The organism is Pararhodobacter sp. (assembly GCF_036802785.1).
Lineage (GTDB): Bacteria > Pseudomonadota > Alphaproteobacteria > Rhodobacterales > Rhodobacteraceae > Pararhodobacter.
Window position 1 is genome coordinate 1 of the sequence record NZ_DAIRVN010000050.1, and the last position, 22972, is coordinate 22972.

Consider the following 22972-nt stretch of genomic DNA (forward strand, 5'->3'; position numbering starts at 1 on the left):
GGTGGCCATGGTCTGCCTGTTCATTCCCTGGCCCAACTGGTGGACGGCGATGATTGCCGCCATCGTGGCCTCAGCCGTGGCCGGAGCGGCCTGGGCGGCGATTCCGGGCTGGCTGCAGGCGAAGCGCGGCAGCCATATCGTGATCACCACGATCATGTTTAACTTCATCGCCTTTTCGCTGCTCAATTACATCCTGAGCCATGTGCTGCGCCCCCCCGCCTCGATGGACCCGGCGACCGCGCGCTTTGACAACACCCTGCGCCTGCCGCGTCTGGCAGATGTGCTGGAGCCGCTCGGCATCGAATTCTCGCGCTCGGGCCCGGCGAATGTGATGCTTTTCGTGGGGCTTCTGGCCTGTGTGCTGGCATGGGGCCTGCTGTGGCGCACGCGGCTTGGGTTTGAGATCCGGGCCTTTGGCCAGTCGGAACCGGCGGCGCATTATGCCGGAATATCCTCGGTCAAGATCATCATGGTGGCGATGCTGCTGTCGGGCGCGCTGGCGGGGATGATGGCGGTCAATTCGGTAATGGGCGGGCCGCAGCGGCTGGTGATGAACGCGGTGGAGGGTGCTGGCTTCATCGGCATCGCGGTGGCGCTGATGGGCCGCTCGCACCCGTTCGGCATCATTCCGGCAGCGCTTCTGTTCGGCTTCCTGTTTCAGGGCGGGTCAGAGCTGGCCATCGAAACCCGCATCCCGCGCGAGATGATCGTGATCATTCAGGCGCTGGTGATCATGTTCACCGGCGCGCTGGACAACATGGTGCGCCGCCCGCTAGAGGCGCTGTTTCTGGCCTTCAGGGGGCGCGGCTGATGGATATCGCAACCCTTGTGCAGATACTGGATTCAACCCTGCGGCTGGCCACGCCGCTGCTGTTTGCCTGCCTTGCCGGGCTGGTGTCCGAGCGTGCCGGGGTTTTCGATATCGGGCTTGAGGGCAAGCTGCTGATCGCGGCCTTCTTTTCAGCCGCTTATGCGCATTATTCGGGTTCCGCCTGGGTGGGGCTGGGCGCGGGTGTGCTGGCATCGGTGGTCTTTGCGCTGGTGCATGGCGTGGCCTCCATCACATTCCGGGGCAATCAGCTTATCTCGGGCGTGGCGATCAACTTTCTGGCGGCGGGCGTGACGGTTGTGGTGGCGCAAAGCTGGTTCCAGCAGGGGGGGCGAACCCCTTCGCTGGCGGGTGAGGCACGGTTTCAGCGCCTTGATCTGCCCTTTGCCGGGGCGTTGCAGGATGTGCCGCTGGTGGGGCAGCTTTACAGTCAGATACTCTCGGGCCACTCAATTCTGGTGTATCTGGGCCTGATGATGGTGCCGGTGGTCTGGTACAGCCTTTACCGCACGCGCTTTGGCCTGAGGCTGCGCGCCGTGGGGGAAAACCCGGCGGCGGTGGACACGGCGGGCGTGTCGGTGGTGCGGCTGCGTTATCTGGCGGTGATCATCGCGGGCGTCTTGTGCGGTATCGGCGGGGCCTATCTGGCAACCTCGCTGTCGGCGGGCTTTGTGAAGGACATGTCGGCCGGGCGCGGCTTCATCGCGCTGGCGGCGATGATCTTTGCCAAGTGGCGGCCCTGGCATGCGCTTGGCGCGGTCCTGCTGTTCGGCATGCTGGAGGCCGTCGCCAACCGCTTTCCGAACATCGATCTGGGCTTCGTGGTGCTGTCGGGCCAGTTCATGGCGGCGCTGCCCTATATCCTGACCGTGGTGATTCTGGCGGGCTTTGTGGGCCGCGCGATACCGCCACGCGCGGGCGGCGAGCCCTATGTCAAGGAACGCTGAGGCCTGAGGCCCACACTGCGATCTAATTGACTGTGAAACGCATCAAAGCCCCTGTCAAAATCAGGGGCTTTGTCCTATCGAAAACCATGCAGATTTATTTGCCAATCGCTGAAGTCTCTGCGAATGCCCTGACGCTTCTGGGCATCGGGGGCGGCGTTGGCCTGCTGTCAGGCATGTTCGGGGTGGGCGGCGGCTTTCTGATCACCCCGCTGCTGTTCTTCATCGGCATTCCGCCTGCGGTGGCGGTGGCGACCGGGGTCAATCAGGTGGTGGCCTCGTCCATCTCCGGCGTGCTGGCCCATCTCAAGCGCAAGACGGTTGATCTGCGGATGGGCACGGTGCTGCTGGTGGGGGGGCTCGCGGGCGCTGCGCTTGGGATCGCGCTGTTTCGCTATCTCAGTTCGCTGGGGCAGATCGATCTGGCGGTGCAGCTGGCCTATGTGGTTTTCCTGGGTATCATCGGCCTGCTGATGCTTCAGGAGGGGTTGCGCGCCTGGTATCGCACCAGCCGCCCCAATGCGCCACGGCGCAAGCTGCACACCCACACCTGGGTGCACAACATGCCGCTGAAGATGAAATTCCGGGTTTCGGGCCTCTATATCAGCGTCATCCCGCCAATTCTGGTGGGCATGCTGGTGGGTATTCTTTCGGCGGTGATGGGCGTGGGCGGCGGGTTCATCATGGTTCCGGCGATGATCTATCTGCTGGGGATGCCGACCAAGGTGGTGATCGGCACCTCGCTGTTTCAGATCATCTTTGTCACTGCCTTCACCACGGTGATGCATGCGGTGACCAGCTATTCGGTGGACATTCTGCTGGCGCTGTTCCTGATTCTGGGCGGCGTGGTGGGGGCGCAGATCGGCACCAATCTGGGGCTGAAGCTGAAGGCTGAGCAATTGCGCATCCTGCTGGCGCTGGTGGTTCTGGCGGTCTGCTCCAAGATCGCGCTGGACCTGCTGTTGCGCCCGGATGAGTTCTATTCGATCACCATTCCGGGGCGGCACTGATGGCGCGGGTGTTGCTGATCCTGTTTATGGCCCTCTGGATGCTTCCCGTCTCCGGCCCGGCGCGCGCGGGCGAGATTGTCGGCGCGCTCAGCCAGAACCGGGTGTCGTTGACGGCCAATTTCTCGGGCTCGGAGATTCTGATCTTCGGGGCGATCCGGCATGAGGGCGCAACCGAGGACGCCGCGCCCTTTGATGTGATCATCGTGATCGAGGGGCCGCGTCAGCCGGTCGCCATCTGGCGCAAGGACCGGCGGATGGGGATCTGGATGAATGTCGAATCGGTCAACATGGCCTCGGTGCCCAGTTTCTACGCCGTGGCGACCAGCGCGCCCCTGTCGCAGATCCTGAGCGCCGAGCAGGATGCGCAGCACCGCATCTCGGCCTCGCATGCCATCCGGGCAGCGCAGGCAACCGGGGATGTCGAGGACCGGGCGCTGTTCACCTCGGCGCTCATGCGGATCCGCGAGCGTGCCGAGCAATATCTGACGCTGGACCGCTGGGTCTATCTGGACCGCGAGATCCTGTTTCGCGCCAATGTCCGCCTGCCCGCAAACCTGACCGAAGGCGCCTATACCACGCGGATGTATCTGGTGCGCGAGGGGGAAGTGGTGAACCAGTTCCGCACCGCGATTTTCGTGCGCAAGGAAGGGATCGAGCGCTGGCTGCACCAGCTGGCCTATGACCAGCCGCTGGTCTACGGGCTTTTGTCGCTGGCGCTGGCGCTGGTGGCGGGCTGGGGCGCGTCGGCGGCGTTCCGGTATATCCGGCACTGAGCAAGGCCCGCGCTGAGGGCACCGCCCCTTGTAGCGGCTGTCAGAAGGCCTTGAAGGTCATGGTGGTCAGTGTGCGCGAAATGCCCGGCACATCGAACAGGTTTTCCGCCAGATAATGGCCGACATCCTTGCCCTCGGGAATATAGACCTTGGCGATCAGGTCATATTCGCCGCTCGTCGAAAACAGCTCGGACACCACCTCGCGGTCATAGATGGCTGCCGCGACCTCATAGGTCTTGCCTGGAATGCAGCGAAACTGGACGAAGACGCAATTCATGGCGCTCTCCCTGAAATGAGGTTTGCCGCTTGACGGCGCGGGCTGAGCCTATGCCAGCGCCGGTGCCGGGTGCAAGGGTGCAAGACGGGCCTCAGCCGCCAAGCGGGTAGCGGGCGAGTTCGTCATGCACGGCGCCGTCCGGGCGCAGGATAGAACGCATGAGCGTGAAATGATCGGCCCTGAAAGGCGGTATGTTCAGCGCGCCGATCTGGCCGATTGCCTGTGCCAGCGCGCCGGCGCTTCCCTCGTCCGGGGCAAAACGGCCCAGCGTGACATGCGGGGTGAAGCGGCGGGTTTCGCGTGCGAAACCTGTCATGTCGGCGGCGCGGGCGATGCGGGCCTGAAGCCGGTTCAGCGCCGGGTCAGGCCGGAAGGTGGCATGAACCGATCGCGGCTTGTTGCCGCCGAACACTCCCAGCCCGTCGATCTGCAGCTCAAGCGCCGGCGCGGTGATCTGCTCCAGCGCGAAATGAAGCTCTTCCAGCTGGTTTTCGGGTGCGCTGCCCAGAAAGGCGAGCGTCAGGTGAAAATTCTCCGGCGGCAAGGGGCGCGCGATGGGCAGCAGGTACTGGCTGACCACCAGCTGGCTGCGGATGGTCTCGGGGATCGGGATGGCGATGAAAGCGCGTATCATGCGCCTTGCTACCCCATGGCCCTGCTGCGGGGAAAGCGGTTTCGACACGCATCCCGGCCGCCCCATTCATCTTGCCGGAAATACGCTGGGGGGTGAATTCGGCGAAGCCGGAGAGGGGGGCAAAGCCCCCCTTCCGCCCCCACTTTCAGCGCGGCTCGTCCATCAGCCCGCGTATCAGCGCATAGCAGGCCAGCAGCAGCACAATGGCAAAGGGAAAGCCCGTGGACACCGCCATCGCCTGCAAGGCGGCCAGCCCGCCTCCGATCAGCAGTGTTGCCGCCACCAGCCCTTCAAAGCTGACCCAGAAGATGCGCTGCGACACCGGCGCGTCGATCTTGCCGCCTGCGGTGATTGTGTCGATCACCAACGAGCCGGAATCAGACGAGGTGATGAAAAACACGATCACCAGAACGATCGCTACGAACGAGGCAATCGTGGTCAGCGGCAGTTGCGTCAGCATCTCGAACAGCTTCAGCTCCAGCGCTGCCTCCTGCACACCGGTAAAGCTGCCGTCCACCAGCTGGCTCAGCGCCGTGCCGCCCAGCGTGGTCATCCACAGGACAGAGACCAGCGTGGGGATCAGGAGGACGCAGGTGATGAACTCGCGCACCGTCCGCCCCCGGCTGACGCGGGCGATGAACATGCCCACGAAGGGCGACCAGCTGATCCACCATGCCCAGTAGAACGATGTCCAGCCCTGCCGGAAATTGTCATCCTCGCGGCCAAACGGGTTTGAGAGTGCGACAAAATCACGGCCATAGGCGAAGAGGTTCTCAAAGAACCCGGTCAGGATTGCCAGTGTCGGGCCGACAACGATGATGAACAGCAGCAGGATCGTGGCCAGAATCAGGTTCAGTTCGGACAGCTTCTTCACCCCGCCATCAAGCCCGCGCAGCACCGAGATCAGCGCCGCGCCGGTGATCCCCACGATCAGGATAACCTGCGCGGTAGTGCCCACCTCGATCCCGAAAAGATAGCTCAGCCCGGCATTGGCCTGCTGCGCCCCGATCCCCAAAGAGGTTGCCAGCCCGAAGAGCGTGGCAAAGACCGCCAGAATGTCGATCACATGGCCGGGCCAGCCCCAGATCCGTTCCCCGAAGATCGGATAGAAGACCGAGCGCATGGTCAGCGGCAGGCCCTTGTTATAGGCGAAAAGCGCCAGAGACAGCGCGACCACGGCATAGATCGCCCAGGGGTGCAGGCCCCAGTGGTAAATGGTGGCCGCCATCGCCAGTGCCCGCGCCGCATCGACATCGCCCGCCGCTCCGCCAAGGGGTGCCCAGTCGGTGCGCACCCCGTTTTCGGTGGTGAGCGCGCCGAAAGCGCCGTCGTAATGCGACATCGGCTCGGACACGCCATAGAACATCAGCCCGATCCCCATGCCCGCCGCAAAGAGCATCGAAAACCAGCCGATATAGCTGTAATCCGGCGTCGCCTCGCGCCCGCCGATCCGCACCCTGCCCAGAGGTGAGACAATCAGGCCCAGGCACACCAGCACAAAGATGTTGCCCACAATCAGGAAGAACCAGTCAAAGCTGGCAGTCAGCCCGTCGCGCAGCGCCAGAAACAGCGGGCCGACGCTGTTCTGGAAGGCCAGCGTGAACAGGACGAACGCCACCACCGACAGGCCCGAGATCATGAACACCGGGTTGTGGATATCCAGCCCGAAAGGGCCGATCCGGGGGGTGATATTGTCCTGACCGATCTCGTATTCGGTTTCGATTGCGTTCACCGCGCCTTCCGGCTCCGGCAGTGGTTCGCCGCCATTGGTATCAGACATGGTCGCGCTCCCTCTGTTGACGGGTTTCTTGCGTTCAGCGGCTGCTCAGCGCACCGGAAAGGCCGGAACCGTGAGGGTTCAGGCGATGCGCTGGCCTTCATCCTTGTCGGGGCGGCGTGCCACCCGGTACCCTGCACCGTAACATTCCTGTGACCATTTGCCACCCGCCCGGCGACAAAATGTCTTCAAGCGACGCTCCACTGGTCGCTTCCAAACCCTCGGCCCGGGCTGAGGGTTTGATCAGGATCAAGGCCCGATGGCGCGGCGCGGGGTTATGCTTCTCTGATCAGGATGGAGGATATCATGTTTGCGTGGTTTCAACGACTGACCCGGCGCGGGGCTGACATTGCAGCAGTCGCGGCGCTGGATGAGCGGGATTTTCAGGACATGGGCGTCAGCCGCGATCAGGCCCTCACCCTCGCCGCGATGCCCGCTGCCATTCCCGAGCGCGCGCTGGCGATGGGAAATGTGTTTGGCCTTACCCCTGACGCGGTGATGCACGACCGGGCGGAATGGCTGCAGATCGTCGAAACCTGCGCGCAGTGTCCCAACACCACGCAATGCCGCGGCTTTCTGCGTCAGGCCGGTCATCCCAGCCCCTCAGGGGCGGGGTTCTGCCCCAACCGCGCGCAGTTCGAGGCCCATCATTGCACCGCCTGAGCCGGGCGCGCTGACCGCTGTCAGATGCCTGCGCGCCCTACTCCGGCTCACCCGCCAGTGACAGCGGCGCGGGCACGCCGCCCAGATCGTCGGTGCGCAACGGCCCCGAGGGCCGCGCCAGCCGGTTGCGCACTACCCAGTGCAGCCGGTGTTCGGCGCGGGTGATGGCGACATAGGCCAGCCGCTTCCACAGCGGCACCCCGGCCTCGATCCGCCCGGCGCGGGCGGCGGCGTAGAGGTCAGGGGCGAAAACCTGCACCTCAGGCCATTGCGAGCCCTGCGCCTTGTGGATCGTCACCGCCGCGCCATGCAGAAAGGCCGCGCCCATATGGTGGGCGAAGGGGATGAAGGGTTCTTCCTCGCCCTCGCGTTCGATCTTGATGATCGAGGCGGCAGAAATCTGCGGCTCTTCAGCGCCGATCACATGCAGGCGCGAGAAACCGCTGCGCTTGCCCGGCCCCAGATAAATGACCTGCGCCCCCTTGATCAGCCCGCGCGCCTCCATGTCGATGCGCTTCTTGCGGTGCTTCAGGGGCAGTTCCAGCCCGTCACAGACCAGCGGCTCCCCCGGCAACAGCTCGGTCTCGGGCGCGCCAAAGGCGTTGCGGAAGGCATGGATCAGCCGGATGCGCGTGGCATTGCGCCAGACCAGCACGGGTGAGCGCGCCATCAGATCGCTTTCGACCCGCTGCGCCCAGACCACGCGGTCATCGTGGCGCGCGGCCTCTTCGATGCGCGCCTCGAAATCCTCGAACCGCAGATCGGGGTCGGCGAGGGCATGCGCCAGATCAAGGATCGGGTTGCCTTCGACCTGCCGGTGAATGCGGCTGAGGGTGATGCGGTTTGCCTCGGGCAGGGTGTCAAACACCATCTCGCCGGACTGGCCCACCGGGGCAAGCTGCGCCGGGTCGCCGAACAGAACCAGTGTCTGAAAGATCTCGTGCAGATCCTGAAACTGCCGGGTGTCCAGCATCGAGCTTTCGTCAATGAAGCCGATATCCAGCGGGTCGTCGCGCCGCTTCCAGCCCTTGATGAAATCACTGCCCCGAAGCCCCGCCGCCGCCAGCGCGCCGGGGATGGATTTGACCGTGGCGTAAAAGGCCTGCGCGCGGTCCAGCGCGGTCTCGCCCAGATCGGGCATTTCCGGGCGCGGGCCGTTGCCAGCCAGCCATTCGGCGATCTTTTCGTATTCGGGGTCATAGACCGGGGTGTAGAGGATGCGATGAATGGTGGTTGCCGGCACACCGCGGTTGCGCAGCACCGAGGCAGCCTTGTTCGTCGGCGCCAGAATGGCCAGCGTGCGCCGCTCCTTGCGCCGCCGCCCCTCGTAATCGCCGGAAACGGTTTCAACCCCGGCGGCGACCAGCGCCTTTGTCAGCTCTGCCAGAAGCATGGTCTTGCCGGACCCGGCCTTGCCCAGAATCGCCCGCACCGCGCCGGGCGCGTCAGGGTCGGGCGGGTCGGTCTCTTCGTCCATCAGGCGGATACCGGCGCGGGCCAGAAGCTCGGCCACCTGATCCCAGGCCTGCGCCTGATCCTCCGAAAATTCGGGGCGCGCGGGCGTCGTCGGCAACGCCGCTTCGTTGGGGAAAAGTTCAGGGGTCATGGGAAAGGGCAACAGGGCTGATCATGGCGCCGATCCTAGGCCATGCGGCAGCGGTAGGGAAGGACAGTTGAACGGCGCCGCCCGCCGATGGCGCGCCTGGATCGCCCCTCACCTGTTCCAAAATATCCTGGGGGGTGAATTCGGCGCAGCCGAAGAGGGGGGCAAAGCCCCCCTCAACCCGGTCTCAACCGGGCCTCAGCTTTCCAGCAGCTCGGCAATCTGCCTGCGCAGGCTGTCGATCTCGCTCGCCGCCGTGCGGCGGGTGTCCTCCGCCGCAGCGATTGCGGCATCGATCGCATCGACACGGGCGCGGCGCTCGCGGTTGGCGTTGCTGTCATCGCCCAGTTGCACGATCAGGTTCACCAGCCGCGCCTGTTCGCGCTCCAGCCCCTCGATCTCCTCGGCGGCATGGCGCTGACGGGTGGTCGCCTCAGTGATGGCGGTGCGCAGCCCGGCTAGTTCACCCAGCGTTTCGCGCAGGGCCGGATCGGTGGCGCGCGCCTCCCACAGGGCCAGCGTCGGCAGGTCGATATCCATCAGCCCCACGCGGCGCAGGCGGGGCTGGCGCTCGGTCACCTCATGGGTCAGCGTCTCACCGGCGGGCACGGTGATGCGCCAGCGCCATGCGTCGGTGGTTTCTTCGGCGCCATCGGGGCCGGTGACCGTCCAGTCGCTGCGGCGCGGGTGGTCCAGGGTCAGTTCCCGCTCCGCCTGCGGTGCCCCCTCGATCCGGTAGGTGGTGCGGCGCTGCAGGTCTTCGGTGACCTGAAGCACCCCGCGCACCAGACGCATCTCGCGCAGGGTTTCGGTGGTGCCGCTTTCTTCGCGGATCTCCATGGCGGTGTCGCGCGCGAAATCGACAATCTCGGTCGCACCGGGGGCCAGTTCGGGGATATGCGCATCGCCCGCATGGCCACGGCCCTCTTCATAGAGGGTCAGAACACCCGCAGGCAGGCGCAGCGGCAGCGGGTTTTCCAGCGCCAGCGCGATCACCGGATGGCGCTCGCCATGGCCGCCACGATAGAGGGTCAGGCGCGCATCGGGCAGGGTTTCGGACAGGAAGGGCACGCTGATCATCTGCCCCGCCGCCAGCGAGACGGGCATGGACAGGGTGAAGCGGCTGAAGCTGTCGCCGTCATCGGCGCTGACCGGGGCCGCAGCGGCGCTGTCGGCCATTTGCGGCACCGGCGCGGCGGCCAGTTCCATGCTGCCGCGTGCCATGGCGGGCATGCCGGGCGGCGGGCTGGCCATCAGGGCTTCCTCGCGGAAGGCATAGTGGCGCTCATAGAGGCGCGCGGCGATGTTGCGGGTGGCGCCGGTGGCCAGTGTCAGCTCGACATTTTCCCAGTCCATGCCGGTGGCGTTTTCTACCACGGCCCAGCCGATCAGCTGGATGCCCTCAGGCGTGTCAACCGCGCGCCATGCGGTGCGCCACAGCGGTGCGCTTTGCAGCCAGACCAGCCCCACCTGGCGCTCGGCCTCGTTGTCCGAGCGCAGCGCCAGTTCCACGCGCCGGTCATCGGAACGCGCGCGCCAGGCGGCCAGTGCGGCGCTGACATGGGCGCGGTCTGCGCTGTCGCTGAAGGTGAAGCTGAGCGCGTCATTGATCTCGAAGCTGCGCAGGCTGCCGTCATCGGTCTGAAGGTTCAGCACGGGGCAGGGGCCATGTTCGCAGGGCCGCTGGGTGACGCCCATATTGACCCCCTCCCAGCGCTCGCCCCGCCGCTCGACGGCGATGGGTGCGCCGATCATGGCATGCAGCAGGCGTGCAGGGTCGGTCACCTCGTCCGGGCCCAGCGGCAGATGCGCGAAGGCGTCCTCAAAACTGCCGGGGCCGGTCATCGTCAGATGCGCGGCGGCGCCCTCCGGGTCCAGCACCCACAGCGTTTTCAGGAAATCGTCGATATCGTTGCGCGCGACGGACAGGCGCATCGGGTCATTCCCCAGTGTGCCCGTGGCCTCGATCATTGCGAGACCGGCTGTGGAGAGCGTGATCGCCCTGACCGAAGTTTCGGCCTGAAGCGGAAGGGCCAGCACCAGCCCGGTCAGGGCAAGTGTGAGCGAGCGGCGCAGGCGGGTGGTGGGCAAACGCATGAAAAATCTCCGGAAATTTCTGCGCGCAGAATGCCCTGTGCGACGTTTCAGCGCAATTGCCTGCTTCTTCACCTTTTGGCGATTGGCGTGCCGCTGCGGCAGGGCGCATCCGCCCGGAACCGCTCAGCGTTTGCGCCTGATCTCACCGGTGCGCAGCCGCGCCAGGTAGGAGTTCAGATCGGCCCTGACCAGCGGCATCAGGCAGTAAAGGCCGATGATATTGACCACCGCCATTGAAAAGATCGCAGCATCGGAAAAGCCGATCACGGCCTCAAGGCTGGAAACCGCGCCGATAAAGATGAAGACGCAGAACAAAGCCTTGAACGCCAGTTCCTTGCGGCGGCCCTCGCCGAACAGGTAGGTCCATGCCTTGGTGCCGTAATAGGACCATGTGATCATGGTCGAAAAGGCGAACAGCACGACCGCCACCGCCAGCGCATAGGGTGCCCAGCCAAAGGCTGACCCGAAGGCCGCCGAGGTGATCGGCACACCCCCCGTTGCGCCCGAGGCGGTGGCGATGCTTCCGCTTTCGGTCAGCAGATAGAGGCCGCTCTCAGAGTCTTGCAGCAACTGGCCGGTGATGATGATCACCAGCGCGGTCATCGTGCAGATCACCACCGTGTCGATGAAGGGCTCCAGCAGCGCGACGAACCCTTCGCTTACGGGCTCCGAGGTGCGCACCGCCGAATGCGCGATTGCCGCCGAGCCGACACCGGCCTCGTTGGAAAACGCCGCGCGCCGAAAGCCCTGAATGATCGCACCGATAATCCCGCCGGTTACCCCGGTCTCGGTGAAGGCACCGCGCAGGATCTCGCCAAAAGCCCAGAGGATCAGGTCATGATGCATCGCCAGAATGGCGGCGCCGACCAGAAAATAGCCAACACCCATGAAAGGCACGACCTTTTCAGTCACCCGCGCGATGGATTTTATGCCGCCGACGATGACCGCAAAGACGATCCCCGCCATTGCCAGCCCCGTCGCCCATGTCGGCACGCCCAGCACGCTTTCCACCTGCGAGGCGGCCTGATTGGCCTGAAACATGTTCCCGCCCCCCAGCGCGCCCAGCACGCAAAAGACCGAGAACAGCACCGCCATCACCCCGCCCAGCGGCAGGCCGCGCTCGGCAAAGCCCTTCTTCAGGTAATACATCGGCCCGCCCGAGACCGTGCCGTCAGGGTATTCGTTGCGGTATTTCACCCCCAGCGTGCATTCCACGAATTTTGACGCCATGCCCAGCAGCCCCGCCATGATCATCCAGAAGGTTGCACCCGCGCCGCCGATGCTGACCGCGACCGCCACGCCCGCGATATTGCCCAGCCCCACGGTGCCCGAAAGTGCGGTTGTGAGGGCCTGAAAATGGCTGACTTCACCGGCGTTGTCCGGGCTTGCGTTGTCCGGTTCTGAATACTTGCCGCGCACCAGCGCAATCGCATGACCGAAGGCACGGAACTGGATGAAGCCGAAATAGAGGGTGAAGACCGCAGCACCGATCACCAGCCATCCCACGATCCACGGCAGGCCGGTGCCCGGCAGTGGTGCAAAGATCAGGGTAACAAACCAGCCGGTGGCCTGCGCGAAGAGGGTGTCGATGCTTTCCCCGAGGTTTGCGCCGACTGAGGCCTGCGCCGGTGTCGCACCGAGGATGGCTGAAAGGGCAAGCAGGGCCGGGTATCTTGTCATTCGCGTTTCTTTCTGGCGGTTTCCGGCGGCGCGCCGCTGCTGAGTGTATGCCGACAGGGGCAGGCCGCGCCAGCTTTCCCGCGCTTTCGCCGCCCGGTCGAGCCCTTTGACCGGGTCATTGCAGCGCGCTGGGACGAAATGCCGCAAACGCCGTGGCCCACCCTTCCGCGTGCAATCAGACGAGTATTCCACCTGATCCGGCGCACAGTCAGGCGGCACCGTGCAAAGGCGGCGCGGCGGGGCGTGCAGGCCCCGCGTGGCATGCGCGCTTGCCCTGCGCGGCACACTCGCCTAAACCCGCCTCCAATCATACAGAATGCGTACAGGGAACAGGCCATGGCCGATACACCCCAGCCCAACAGCGAAGAGCGCGCCGCCTCGCGCAAGATCGGGGCGCTTTCGGGGCTGTGGCCGTTCCTTTCCCGCTACCGCCTGCTGCTGGGCGGTGCCTTTCTGGCGCTCGTGGTCACAGCCATGGTGTCGCTGGCGCTCCCGCTGGCCGTGCGCCGGGTGGTGGATGGGTTCGGCGCGGGCGATCTGGAACTGCTGAACCAGTATTTCGTGGCCTCGCTGGGCATTGCGGCGCTTCTCGCGCTGGGCACGGGTGCGCGGTATTACATGATCACCCGGCTGGGTGAGCGCGTGGTGGCCGATATCCGCCGCGCGGTCTTTGCCCGGGTGATCGGTCTCAGCCCTGTGTTCTATGAGCGCGTCATGACCGGCGAGGTGCTGTCGCGCATCACCACCGACACAACGCTGATCCAGTCCATCGTCGGTTCGTCCATCTCGGTCGCGCTGCGCAATGTGCTGATGCTGATCGGCGGGCTGGCGATGCTGGCGCTGACCTCGGCCAAGTTGACGGGGCTGGTGCTGCTGCTGGTGCCCGCCGTGATCGTGCCGATCGTGGTGCTGGGCCGCCGCCTGCGCAACCTTTCGCGCGAAAATCAGGACTGGATCGCGGCCTCCTCCGGCAATGCCTCCGAGGCGCTGAGCGCGGTGCAGACGGTTCAGGCCTTCACCCACGAAGCCCAGAGCAGCGTCGCTTTCGATACGGTCACCGAAAAGGCCTTTGACATTGCCCTCAAGCGCATCGCCACGCGGGCGGTGATGACGGTGATCGTGATCATGCTGGTTTTCAGCGGGATTGTGGGCGTGCTCTGGGTGGGTGCGCTGGATGTGCGCGCGGGCGTGATGAGCGTGGGCGAGCTGGTGCAGTTCGTCATCTATTCGGTGATCGTGGCCGGATCGGTCGGCGCGCTGTCGGAAATCTGGGGCGAGCTGCAGCGCGCCGCGGGTGCGACCGAGCGACTGGCAGAGCTGCTGGACGCCGTCGATCAGGTGGAAGACCCGGCGCACCCCGTCGTGCTGCCCAGGCCGGTGCGCGGTGCGGTATCCTTTGAGGGGGTGCGCTTTCACTATCCGTCGCGGCCCGGGCAATCGGCGCTGGAGGGTATCTCGCTCAACGTGGTGCCGGGTGAAACCGTGGCGCTGGTGGGGCCATCAGGCGCGGGAAAGACCACGATCATCCAGCTTCTGATGCGCTTTTATGACCCGCAGGCCGGGGCGATCCGGCTGGACGGCGTCGATATCCGTGAGCTGGAACGCACCGATCTGCGCAGCACCATGGCGCTGGTGCCGCAGGACCCGGTGATCTTTGGCACCACCGCGCGTGAAAACATCCGCTTTGGCCGCCTTGATGCCACGGATGCCGAGATTGAACAGGCCGCCCGCGCCGCCGCCGCGCATGAGTTCATCGCAGCCCTGCCGCTGGGCTATGACACCCAGCTGGGTGAGCGTGGTGTGATGCTGTCGGGCGGGCAGAAGCAGCGCATCGCCATCGCCCGCGCCATCCTGCGCGACGCGCCGGTGCTGCTGCTGGACGAGGCCACTTCAGCGCTGGATGCGGAAAGCGAACGCGCCGTGCAGCGCGCGGTCGAGCAGCTTTCAAAGGACCGCACCACGCTGGTGGTGGCGCACCGTCTGGCCACCGTGCGCAAGGCCGACCGGATTGTGGTGTTCGACAAGGGGCGGATCGTCTCCGAGGGCACGCATGAGGTGTTGGTGGCGCAGGGCGGGCTCTATGCGCGGCTGGCGCGGCTTCAGTTTACCGAAGGTCAAGACGACGAAATGTGACGTGCACATCCCCTTCCGGGCCAGCACGTCGCATTGCCCTTGCCTTCGAAAAGGGCCATCTTATGGTCTTGAGCAGGGAGGAAACCATGCCAAACAGTCGATTTGCCAGCACTGCCGACCGCGACGCCGTTCAGAATGCCATGCCATGGAGCGCGCGGGATATTCCGGTCACCGTCTATGAACAGATCACCCGCACCCGCAACACCCATGGCAGCCGCAACGCCGTGTCGTTTCAGATGTTCTCTGATGCCGGGGCCAAGGCAGAGACCCTGACCTGGGCGCAGTTTCACGGCAAGATCACGCAGGCCGCCAATCTGTTCCGCAGCCTTGGCGTGGGCGAGGGTGACACCATCGCCTATGTCCTGCCCACGATCAACGAGACCGCGATCACGCTTTTTGGCGGCATGACGGCGGGGGTGGTCAACCCGATCAACCCGCTGCTAGAGCCTGAAAAGATCGCCGGGATCCTGCGTGAGACCAAGGCCAAGGTCGTGGTGACGCTGCGCAGTTTTCCCAAGACGGATGTGGCGCAGAAGGTGGCCGAAGCGGTGGGCAACGCGCCTGAGGTGCGCACCGTGCTGGAAGTGGACATGCTGCACTACATGTCCCCGCCGAAAAGCTGGATCGTGCCGTTCATCCGCCCGAAGAACGATATCCACCACACGGCAAGGGTGCTTGATTTCAACACTGAGCTGGCGCGCCAGCCTGCCGACCGGCTGACCTTTGAGCTGCCTGCCGAAGACCGGGTCTGTGCCTATTTCCACACCGGCGGCACCACCGGCACGCCCAAGGTGGCGCAGCACAAGGCCTCCGGCATGCTGTATAACGGCTGGATCGGGGCCGAGATGCTGTTCGCCCCCGAGGATATCATCCTGTGCCCGTTGCCCCTGTTCCACGTCTTTGCCGCCTATCCGGTGATGATGGCGTCGATCTGTTCGGGCGCGCATGTGGTCTTTCCGACGCCGCAGGGCTATCGCGGTGACGGGGTGTTCGACAATTTCTGGAAACTGGTTGAGCGGTGGGGCGCGACGTATATCTTCACCGTGCCCACGGCCCTTTCGGCGCTGATGCAGCGCCCGGTGAATGCCAATATTTCAACTTTGCGCAACGGGTTTTCCGGCTCAGCCGCGCTGCCGGTTGAACTTTATCGACGTTTTGAGGAAGCGACCGGCGTTTCCATCATCGAAGGCTACGGCCTTACCGAGGCCACCTGCCTTGTCGCGGCCAACCCGGTGGATGGCGAAAAGAAGATCGGCTCGGTGGGGCTTGCGTTCCCCTACACTGACGTGCGCATCCTCAGGCTGGCGGTGAATGGCGATATCAACCATGAATGCGCCACCGACGAGGTGGGCGAGATCTGTATCAGCTCGCCCGGCGTCTTTGAGGGATCAACCTATACCGAAGAGGCCAAGAACCTGGGCCTCTATGCGCAGGGCCGGTTTCTGCGCACCGGCGATCTGGGGCGGATCGATGCTGACGGCTATCTTTGGATCACCGGCCGCGCCAAGGATCTGATCATCCGCAGCGGCCATAACATTGACCCGGCGATGATCGAGGAAGCTTTGCTCAGCCATCCGGCGGTGTCCTTCGCTGGGGCGATAGGCCAGCCCGACGCCAAGGTGGGTGAGATGCCCTGTGCCTATGTCGAGCTGGTGGCCGGTGCGAAGGTCACCACGCGCGAATTGCTGGACCACGCCGCCGACCGGGTGCCGGAGCGTGCCGCGGTGCCGAAGTACATTGAGGTGCTGCCGGAACTGCCGAAAACGGCGGTGGGCAAGGTGTTCAAGCCTGATCTGCGGCGCATGGCGATCATCCGTGTCTTTAATGATCTCTTTGAGGAGAACAAGATACCGGCGCGGGTGGCTGCGGTTGTCGAGGACAAGAAGCGCGGCCTTGTCGCCCGGATCGAGCGGACGGGTGAGGTGGATGAAGCGGCGGTTGCGCTGAAACTGGGTGAGTTCACCGTGCCATGGGAATGGGCCTGAACCCACCGCGGGTCAGGCAATAATATCGCCCCAGAGCGCGCGGTTCCGCGCGGCGAAGGGCGCGATATGGCCAACTGATGTCAGCCCGTAATCGGCGGGGGTGATCACCTGCTTGCTGACGGTGGCGGCAGGCATCCATGCCCCCATCCGCCAGACGGCAGCGGGCGGGATCATCACGTCATCGGCGATTGCCACCAGCTTGACCGGGCAGACAAGGCCCGGTCGCTCCGGCACCGGCAGATCTGGGTCACCCGGCAACGAGCGGCGATCAGTGCACCAGCGCCGCCATTGGCGAAACACCGGCGCGGGCAGGTCATTGCCCAGCCCCAGCGCCCGCCCGGGCAGGTAGCCCAGCAACCGCGCAGCCGCAGGGCCAAGCAGATACCACAATGCCCGCGCCTGCGCCTGAAACGGCCAGGGATGGTCGCTGACATGCCCGGCCCCGGCCGCGACCGTGATCAGCCGGTCGATCTGGCCCAGACCCGGCTGGAAGGGCACCGTCATGCCGCCGAGCGAATGGCCGATCACCCAGAGCGGCAGCGCCGGGAAGCGGTTGCGTAGCCAGAAGCGCGCAGTGCTGGCATCGGTGACGCCCCAGTCGGTCATGTTGGCCTGCGATCCGTGGATGCTGCCCGAGGCGCCGAAATCGCGGTAATCCCAGATCAGGCAGGCGGCGTTGCGCTCTTGGCTCAGCCATTCGGCGAAGGGGCGGTAGTAGGCGGCGGGAACGCCGGTGGCGGCATTGATCATCACGGCCAGTGCGGGCGCCGGCGGGGCGATCAGCGTGCCTGCAAGGCGCGCGCCCTTGCTGTCGATGCGTATTGCTTCGGCCTGTGACATGCGCGCCTCCCCGCGGCTGATGCGGGTAAGGGTAAGAAGGGCGCGCGCCCCGGTAAAGCCCGCGCCGGGCCTGCCCTTGCGTCAGCGACGCAGGGTCACGCGAAGGCGGCCTCCAGCGCGATTTCGATCATAGCGCCGAATGAGCGTTCACGCTCTTCGGCGGGCAGGGCCAGCCGCGTCAGCAGATGGTCCGAGATGGTCAGCACGGCCAGCGCGCGCACCCCGTGGCGCGCGGCGAGGTTGTAAAGCTCGGCCGCCTCCATCTCGACACAGAGAACACCGTGGCGCTCCATGATCTCGTTAAGGTCAGGGCGTTCGTCATAGAACACGTCGGAGGAATAGACATTGCCCACCTGAACCTTCTCGCCCCGGGCAAGCGCCGCCGCATGGGCCGCCTGCAGCAGGCCGAAATCGGCCAGCGGCGCAAAGCCGATTTCGCGGAAGATACCGCGCGAGGGGGTGGAAAGCGTGGTGCAGCCCATCGCCAGCACGATATCGCGCAGCCCCACGCCGGGCTGCATCGCCCCCGCCGAGCCCACGCGGATCAGGGTTTTCGCGCCAAAATCGCGGATCAGTTCATTGGCATAGATCGACAGCGAGGCCATCCCCATGCCCGAGCCGTGGATCGTCACCCGGTGCCCCCGCCAGGTGCCGGTATAGCCGAGCATGCCGCGCACCTCGTTCACCAGCACCGGGTTTTCAAGGAAGGTCTCTGCCGCCCAGCGGGCGCGCAGCGGGTCACCGGGCATGAGCACGGTTTCGGCAATTGCGCCGGGTTGGGCGCCGATATGGACGGTCATGCGGCCTCCTGCCAATGTCTGCGCCAGTCTTTCCGCATCCGGGAGAAAGGTGCAAGCCAGGTCTCAGGCAATGGTGAAGTGCGGTGCGATGCTGACGGGGAAAGCAACCGAGCGGGCGATGAAGCAGTAGTTGTGGATATCGTCATGAAGGGCGGCCGCGCGCGCAAGGTCGGTGCCGGGGGCGACGGTGATCTGCGGGCGCAGCCGGGCAGACACAAAGCGGCCCGCGCCATCGGGGCTGACCTCGCCGATGCCTTCCGGGCAATCCTCATAGGCGGTGACCGTGACCCCGGCCACGGCGGCAAGGTGCAGATACCAGAGCATGTGGCAGGAGGCGAGCGCGCTGAGCAGCAGGTCTTCGGGGTTCATCAGCGCCGGATCGCCGCCCAGAAGCGGATCGTTTGAACAGGGGATCTCGGGTTTGCCCGGCACCGCGACAGACCAGTTACGGTCATAGGCGCGGTATCCTGCGGTGCCCTGACCGCGGTTGCCGGTCCAGACAACGCGGCTTTCATAGCTGTGGGTTTTCATCCTGTTCCCTTTCTGTCAGCGCTCGCTCCAGCGGTCCTGTGCCTGAAGCTTCCAGTAGGTCAGTTGTGCGGCCAGCAGCCCCACCGGCCCGCCCGCCCAGACAAGGCCGAAGGGCGCGAACTGGCGGATGCGGTCGCTCTCATTCAGAATGGCCTCGGCCACGACGCGCCCGCCGATGGCGGTGGTGTTCAGCCCGTGCCCGCCAAAGGCCGTGGCATGCCAGACACCGGGCGAAAGCTGGCCGATCTGGGGCATCAGATGGCGGGCATAGGCCATCAGGCCAGACCATGCCAGTTCGGTTTTCAGGCCGCTGAGCTGTGGATAGACGCCCAGCATTTCACGGCGCAACTGCCGCACGATGCCATCGGGTGAGGCCGTGCGGGTGGTGATGCGCCCGCCCCACAACAGCCGGTTGCCCCCCTCGACAAGGCGGTAGTAATCGCCCGCGCGGCGGTTGTCGCTGATCGCGTGGCGGGTGCGGATGGCGGTGGCCAGCAGGTCAGGCGCCGCTTCGCTGAGCATCACATAGGTGGCAATCGGCAGCATCGCCCGGCGCAGGCGGCCCAGCAGCGGGCCGGTATAGCCGCCGGTTGCCAGCACGACATGCGGTGCCTGTGCCTGCCCCTGCGCGGTGGTAACCGTTTTCGTGGCGCCGCTCAGGTGCAGGCCGGTGGCGGTGCTGAGTTCACAGACCTGCCCGCCCAGCCGCGCAATCTCGGCAGCAAGGCCGCGCGCGTAGTTGAGCGGGTGAATGTGGAACGCGCGGGCATCCAGCAGCCCGTGGTGATAGCGCCCGGTGTCCAGATGTTCGCGGATCGCGCGCTGATCCAGATAGGTCAGCGGGTAATCATAAAGGCGGGCGGCCTCGTCAATCTCGGCATGCAGATCGGCGGCATGGTTGTAGCGACGCAGGCGCAGCTTGCCCGGCACCGGGTTAACCCCGGGGATGTCCAGCGCCTTGATTTCTGCCCGCGCCATCTCGGCGCCCTCGATGGACAGGCGGTGCAGCGCCTGCGCTGCGGGCCTGCCGACGCGCCGGGCAATGGCATCGCCGCCGCAGGCAAAACCGGGCCCGACGAAGCCGCCATTGCGGCCCGATGCGCCGCAGCCGATGGTCTGCGCCTCAAGCACGATTACCCGTCTGCCCGCCCTTGCCAGATGCAGCGCGGCGCTTAGCCCGGCAAGCCCGCCGCCGATGATGATGCAATCACCCTCACTGCGCCCGTTCAGGGCCGGGTACTGCCGTGTATCGGCCTGGCTGCGGGTGTAATAGGTGTCAGGGGTGGGCATTCGGATCGTCCTGCGCTGCGCGGCGACGGTAGTGTGCGGCCGGTTGCGGTGCAATGGGGATCGCGCTTTGCCGTGCACGCTGGCGTGAGGCGGCTGGCGGTGGGTGAGTCGCTGAGGTATCATCCCGCGAAAACCGGGCAGACAGGAACGGACAGACCGCAGGCCATGACCGCGCTGACAAAGTATCAAAGGCTGGAAGGCCCGGGGCTGTGGCGTGCCGGGCCTGACGAGCAGCGGCGCGATGTTGTCGTGGCGCTGGGGAACGCGAGCCTCGTGATCTCGGATGTGCGCAGCGGCGCGGTGCTCAGCCACTGGTCGCTGCCCGCCGTTCACCGGCTCAACCCGTCGCGCCAGCCCGCCATCTTTGCGCCCGGCCCCGATGCGCAGGCCGAAACGCTGGAACTGGACGACGAAACCCTGATCGACGCGCTGGAGACGATCCGCGCCGCGCTGGTGCACCGCACACCCCTGCGCCACCTGCGCCGGGGGCTGGGGGCGCTGGCGGCGGTTGTGGCGGCGGCTTTGACAGTCTTCTGGCTGCCCGGCGCGCTTGTGACCCATACCGCAGGCATCGTCCCCTCGGCCAAGCGCGCGCAGGTCGGCCGCGAGGCGCTTGAGGCACTGACTGCCACGCGGCCCGGGGTGCGGGTCTGCGCCGATCCGGCCGGGCGGCAGGCGCTGGCGACGCTGCGTAGCCGTGTGCTGGGGGCCAGCGACCGTGTTGCGGTGGTGGATGGTTTGCCGGGCCTTGAGGCGGCGCATCTGCCGGGGCGGCTGGTGGTGATCGGACGCGGGTTGTTGGAGCGTCTCGACAGCCCCGAGGCATTGGCGGGCTACATGCTGGGCCAGATTCTGGCCGCCGATGCGCAGGATCCGCTGCGCGACCTGCTGCACCATGCCGGAACGCGGGCGACATTCGCGCTTCTGACCACCGGGAACCTGCCGGTCGAGGCTTTTTCGGACTATGCCGCCCTGCGTTTTTCCCGGCCCATGGAGGCGCCGGATGCGGCGCAACTGGCCGCGCGGTTCAATGCGCTGGGGGTGCCGGTATCGGCCTTTGCCCTGTCACTTCCCGCAGATGCGGCGCCGCTGGCGCAGGCTTTGGCCGATCAGCCGGTGAGCGGCGCGCGCGCCACCGCGCGCCTGTTGGGCGACGGCGAGTGGATCACCCTGCAGGGTATCTGCCAGCACTGACTTTTCCGGCGTTCAAAAGGCGGGGCGGGCAAAGAAAAACCCCCGGCGCAGGGCCGGGGGCAAGGCTGACGTATGGCTGTAAATGCGCGATCAGCGCACGAAGGCATCCCCGAAACCCAGCGCGCGGGCGGCACCGAGTGCTGCCTGCGCCTCGGCCGGGTTGGCGAAGGGGCCTGCCATGACCACCTGAAGCGCCTGATCGCCGCGCCGGACGCTGCCCGTGGCGACAGGCAGGCCATGCTGCTGCAGCCGGGCAATGGTGGTCTGCGCATTGGCGTCCACGCCGAAGGTGCCCACCTGAACGTAGCGGCCCGGCGCGGCAGGAGTCACACTGGCGGCGCTGCCCATTGTCGAGACCGTGGTGCGCGGTGCCTGCACCTGCGCGACCTGTTGCACCGAGGCGGCATGCCCGCGCGGTGCAGTGGGCTGCAGATGCGCATCCGGCCAGCGCGGTGCATAGGGCGGCGGCAACTGATAGACATTGGGCGCCATCGGCGACGGGTTCACGCCATCCCACGGCTCCCAGACATTGCCGCGCGGTGCCATTTCACGCACCGCGTCGGTGGTGTGGCGCGCCTGCGGGCCGCAGCGCAGCGGCAGTTCCGGCATTGCGGGCGAGGGAACCATATACATCTGGCTGTGCGGCGACAGGTGCGAGCAGGGCGAAGGGCCCGTGCGGTCATAGAAGCTCCAGCGGGTATCAAGCCCGCGCGAACCCGAGACGTGATGCACCTGCGCGGGTGCCACAGGCTGAACGTGCGGGCGGCTCGGCTCTGGCGGCACCGAATAGGGAATGCCGGATGTGACCGTCACGCGCGGTGCGGGTGCGGAACGCGGCGCAGGCGCCGCTACAGGCGCCGCGGCAACGACGACCGGCGCCGGGCCGCTTGCCGCCATGCTGGGCGCATAGCCGCACATCGGGCGACGGTCGTCGCCGTAGCGCGGCACCCAGTTGACGCGGCCATTGTAGCCCGCGCGCATGAAGATGCAGCCCCGGCTGTCAACATACTGGCCGCCGGTAAAGCTGGCGGGCGGCATTTCGGCCGGAATGACCGGGCCGCTACGGGTCTGGGCAGCAGCCCCCGTAGCGCCCAGGGCTGCGAGCAGTGCCGCAGCCGAGACAAATTTCACGAACATCGCATACCCCCTGGTAACACCAGCCAAAGATGCAACGGCGGCGCTGACGAGTAAAGCCTTAATTACCCGTCACTTGGCCTTTGCTTGCTTCGGCACGGTCCGGCGGGCCTGCCGGGTCACTTGGTCCCGTAGAGCCTGTCACCGGCATCGCCCAGCCCCGGCACGATATAGCCATGGTCGTTCAGGTGGTCATCCACCGCCGCCGTGACCACCGGCACATCGGGATGCGCCTCTTTCATGCGTTGAACACCTTCGGGCGCGGCCAGCAGGCACAGGAAGATGATGTTCTTCGCGCCCGCCTCTTTCAGCAGGTCAATCGCCTTGGCCGAGGAATTGCCGGTGGCCAGCATCGGATCGACCACAATCACCACCCGGTCGGCCAGTTCCGAGGGCAGTTTGCAATAATATTGCACAGGTTGAAGCGTTTCAGGGTCACGGTACAGCCCGACAAAACCCACCCGGGCCGAGGGGACCAGTTCCAGAATGCCGTCCAGCAGCCCGTTGCCCGCCCGCAGGATCGAAATCAGCGCCAGTTTGCGGCCCTGAAGGGTGGGCGCGTCCATTTCGCAGATCGGCGTGTCGATGCGTTCTGTGGTCAGCGGCAGGTGGCGGGTGACCTCATAGGCCAGCAACATGCTGATTTCGCGCAGCAACTGGCGAAACTTGGCCGTCGAGGTGGCCTTGTCGCGCATGATTGACAGTTTGTGCTGCACCAGCGGGTGTTTCACGATGGTCAGATGCTCGGATGTCGTGCCAGTTCCGGTGTTCATGGGCC

Annotated in this window: 20 protein-coding genes; 8 read left to right on the plus strand and 12 right to left on the minus strand. The window is 65.7% G+C overall.

Features of this window, described 5'->3' with window-relative positions:
* The 4 genes from V7Q53_RS15685 to V7Q53_RS15700 all read left to right on the plus strand — a co-directional run.
* On the plus strand, positions 1-811 hold an 811-nt coding region (locus tag V7Q53_RS15685; RefSeq protein ID WP_333829609.1), incomplete at its 5' end, for an ABC transporter permease.
* Positions 811-1776 carry an ABC transporter permease gene (locus tag V7Q53_RS15690; RefSeq protein WP_333829610.1) on the plus strand — a complete coding sequence of 322 codons (966 nt, stop codon included), beginning with the start codon at positions 811-813 and terminating at the stop codon, positions 1774-1776. The genes V7Q53_RS15685 and V7Q53_RS15690, both read left to right, overlap by 1 nt.
* 86 nt (positions 1777-1862) lie before the next feature.
* Complete coding sequence (locus V7Q53_RS15695) at positions 1863-2783, plus strand: sulfite exporter TauE/SafE family protein (protein ID WP_333829611.1); 921 nt, start codon at positions 1863-1865, stop codon at positions 2781-2783.
* Positions 2783-3556, plus strand: a complete 774-nt coding sequence (locus V7Q53_RS15700; RefSeq protein ID WP_333829612.1) for a TIGR02186 family protein — start codon at positions 2783-2785, stop codon at positions 3554-3556. Before V7Q53_RS15695 ends, V7Q53_RS15700 begins: the two co-directional genes overlap by 1 nt.
* A gap of 40 nt (positions 3557-3596) precedes the next feature.
* Here the strand turns inward: V7Q53_RS15700 and V7Q53_RS15705 are convergent, their stop codons facing one another.
* From V7Q53_RS15705 to V7Q53_RS15715, 3 genes are all read right to left on the minus strand, one after another.
* Positions 3597-3833: an Lrp/AsnC family transcriptional regulator gene (locus V7Q53_RS15705; RefSeq protein WP_333829614.1), complete on the minus strand. Its 237-nt coding sequence runs from the start codon at positions 3831-3833 to the stop codon at positions 3597-3599.
* A 91-nt stretch (positions 3834-3924) separates the two neighbouring features.
* Positions 3925-4467, minus strand: coding sequence for an RNA 2',3'-cyclic phosphodiesterase (gene thpR, locus V7Q53_RS15710; RefSeq protein WP_333829615.1), 543 nt, complete (start codon positions 4465-4467; stop codon positions 3925-3927).
* A gap of 145 nt (positions 4468-4612) precedes the next feature.
* Positions 4613-6247 carry a BCCT family transporter gene (locus tag V7Q53_RS15715; RefSeq protein WP_333829616.1) on the minus strand — a complete coding sequence of 545 codons (1635 nt, stop codon included), beginning with the start codon at positions 6245-6247 and terminating at the stop codon, positions 4613-4615.
* A 303-nt stretch (positions 6248-6550) separates the two neighbouring features.
* On the opposite strand from V7Q53_RS15715, the gene V7Q53_RS15720 reads away from it, so the two are divergent.
* Positions 6551-6907, plus strand: a complete 357-nt coding sequence (locus V7Q53_RS15720; RefSeq protein WP_333829617.1) for a DUF6455 family protein — start codon at positions 6551-6553, stop codon at positions 6905-6907.
* A gap of 37 nt (positions 6908-6944) precedes the next feature.
* Here V7Q53_RS15720 and V7Q53_RS15725 read toward each other — a convergent pair whose 3' ends face one another.
* The 3 genes from V7Q53_RS15725 to V7Q53_RS15735 form a co-directional block, all read right to left on the minus strand.
* Positions 6945-8513, minus strand: coding sequence for an ATP-dependent DNA helicase (locus tag V7Q53_RS15725; protein ID WP_333829618.1), 1569 nt, complete (start codon positions 8511-8513; stop codon positions 6945-6947).
* Between the two features lie 195 nt (positions 8514-8708).
* On the minus strand, positions 8709-10607 hold the full coding sequence (locus V7Q53_RS15730; RefSeq protein WP_333829619.1) for a hypothetical protein: 1899 nt from the start codon (positions 10605-10607) through the stop codon (positions 8709-8711).
* A gap of 123 nt (positions 10608-10730) precedes the next feature.
* Positions 10731-12287: an alanine/glycine:cation symporter family protein gene (locus V7Q53_RS15735; protein WP_333829620.1), complete on the minus strand. Its 1557-nt coding sequence runs from the start codon at positions 12285-12287 to the stop codon at positions 10731-10733.
* 336 nt (positions 12288-12623) lie between these two features.
* Between V7Q53_RS15735 and V7Q53_RS15740 the strand changes: the two genes are divergently transcribed.
* Positions 12624-14420 (plus strand): ABC transporter transmembrane domain-containing protein, encoded by a 1797-nt coding sequence (locus V7Q53_RS15740; RefSeq protein WP_333829621.1) that lies wholly within the window; start codon positions 12624-12626, stop codon positions 14418-14420.
* Between the two features lie 86 nt (positions 14421-14506).
* Positions 14507-16405, plus strand: a complete 1899-nt coding sequence (locus tag V7Q53_RS15745) for an acyl-CoA synthetase (protein WP_333829622.1) — start codon at positions 14507-14509, stop codon at positions 16403-16405.
* A gap of 12 nt (positions 16406-16417) precedes the next feature.
* On the opposite strand, the gene V7Q53_RS15750 is transcribed toward V7Q53_RS15745, so the two are convergent.
* The 4 genes from V7Q53_RS15750 to V7Q53_RS15765 all read right to left on the minus strand — a co-directional run bounded on the left by V7Q53_RS15750 (position 16418) and on the right by V7Q53_RS15765 (position 19866).
* Entirely contained in the window at positions 16418-17245 is an 828-nt protein-coding gene (locus V7Q53_RS15750; protein ID WP_333829623.1) for an alpha/beta hydrolase family protein, read from the minus strand.
* Positions 17246-17340: 95 nt separating this feature from the next.
* Positions 17341-18045 carry a purine-nucleoside phosphorylase gene (gene deoD / locus V7Q53_RS15755; RefSeq protein ID WP_333829624.1) on the minus strand — a complete coding sequence of 235 codons (705 nt, stop codon included), beginning with the start codon at positions 18043-18045 and terminating at the stop codon, positions 17341-17343.
* A 63-nt stretch (positions 18046-18108) separates the two neighbouring features.
* Complete coding sequence (locus V7Q53_RS15760) at positions 18109-18576, minus strand: OsmC family protein (protein ID WP_333829625.1); 468 nt, start codon at positions 18574-18576, stop codon at positions 18109-18111.
* Between the two features lie 15 nt (positions 18577-18591).
* Positions 18592-19866, minus strand: a complete 1275-nt coding sequence (locus tag V7Q53_RS15765) for an NAD(P)/FAD-dependent oxidoreductase (protein ID WP_333829626.1) — start codon at positions 19864-19866, stop codon at positions 18592-18594.
* Between the two features lie 165 nt (positions 19867-20031).
* Here V7Q53_RS15765 and V7Q53_RS15770 point away from each other — a divergent pair, with 165 nt between their 5' ends.
* Positions 20032-21060 carry a hypothetical protein gene (locus tag V7Q53_RS15770; protein ID WP_333829627.1) on the plus strand — a complete coding sequence of 343 codons (1029 nt, stop codon included), beginning with the start codon at positions 20032-20034 and terminating at the stop codon, positions 21058-21060.
* Positions 21061-21150: 90 nt separating this feature from the next.
* Here the strand turns inward: V7Q53_RS15770 and V7Q53_RS15775 are convergent, their stop codons facing one another.
* Together V7Q53_RS15775 and upp are read right to left on the minus strand one after the other, a co-directional pair.
* Positions 21151-22197 (minus strand): SPOR domain-containing protein, encoded by a 1047-nt coding sequence (locus V7Q53_RS15775; RefSeq protein ID WP_333829628.1) that lies wholly within the window; start codon positions 22195-22197, stop codon positions 21151-21153.
* Positions 22198-22313: 116 nt separating this feature from the next.
* Entirely contained in the window at positions 22314-22967 is a 654-nt protein-coding gene (gene upp / locus V7Q53_RS15780) for a uracil phosphoribosyltransferase (protein ID WP_333829629.1), read from the minus strand.
* Positions 22968-22972 lie beyond the last annotated feature (5 nt).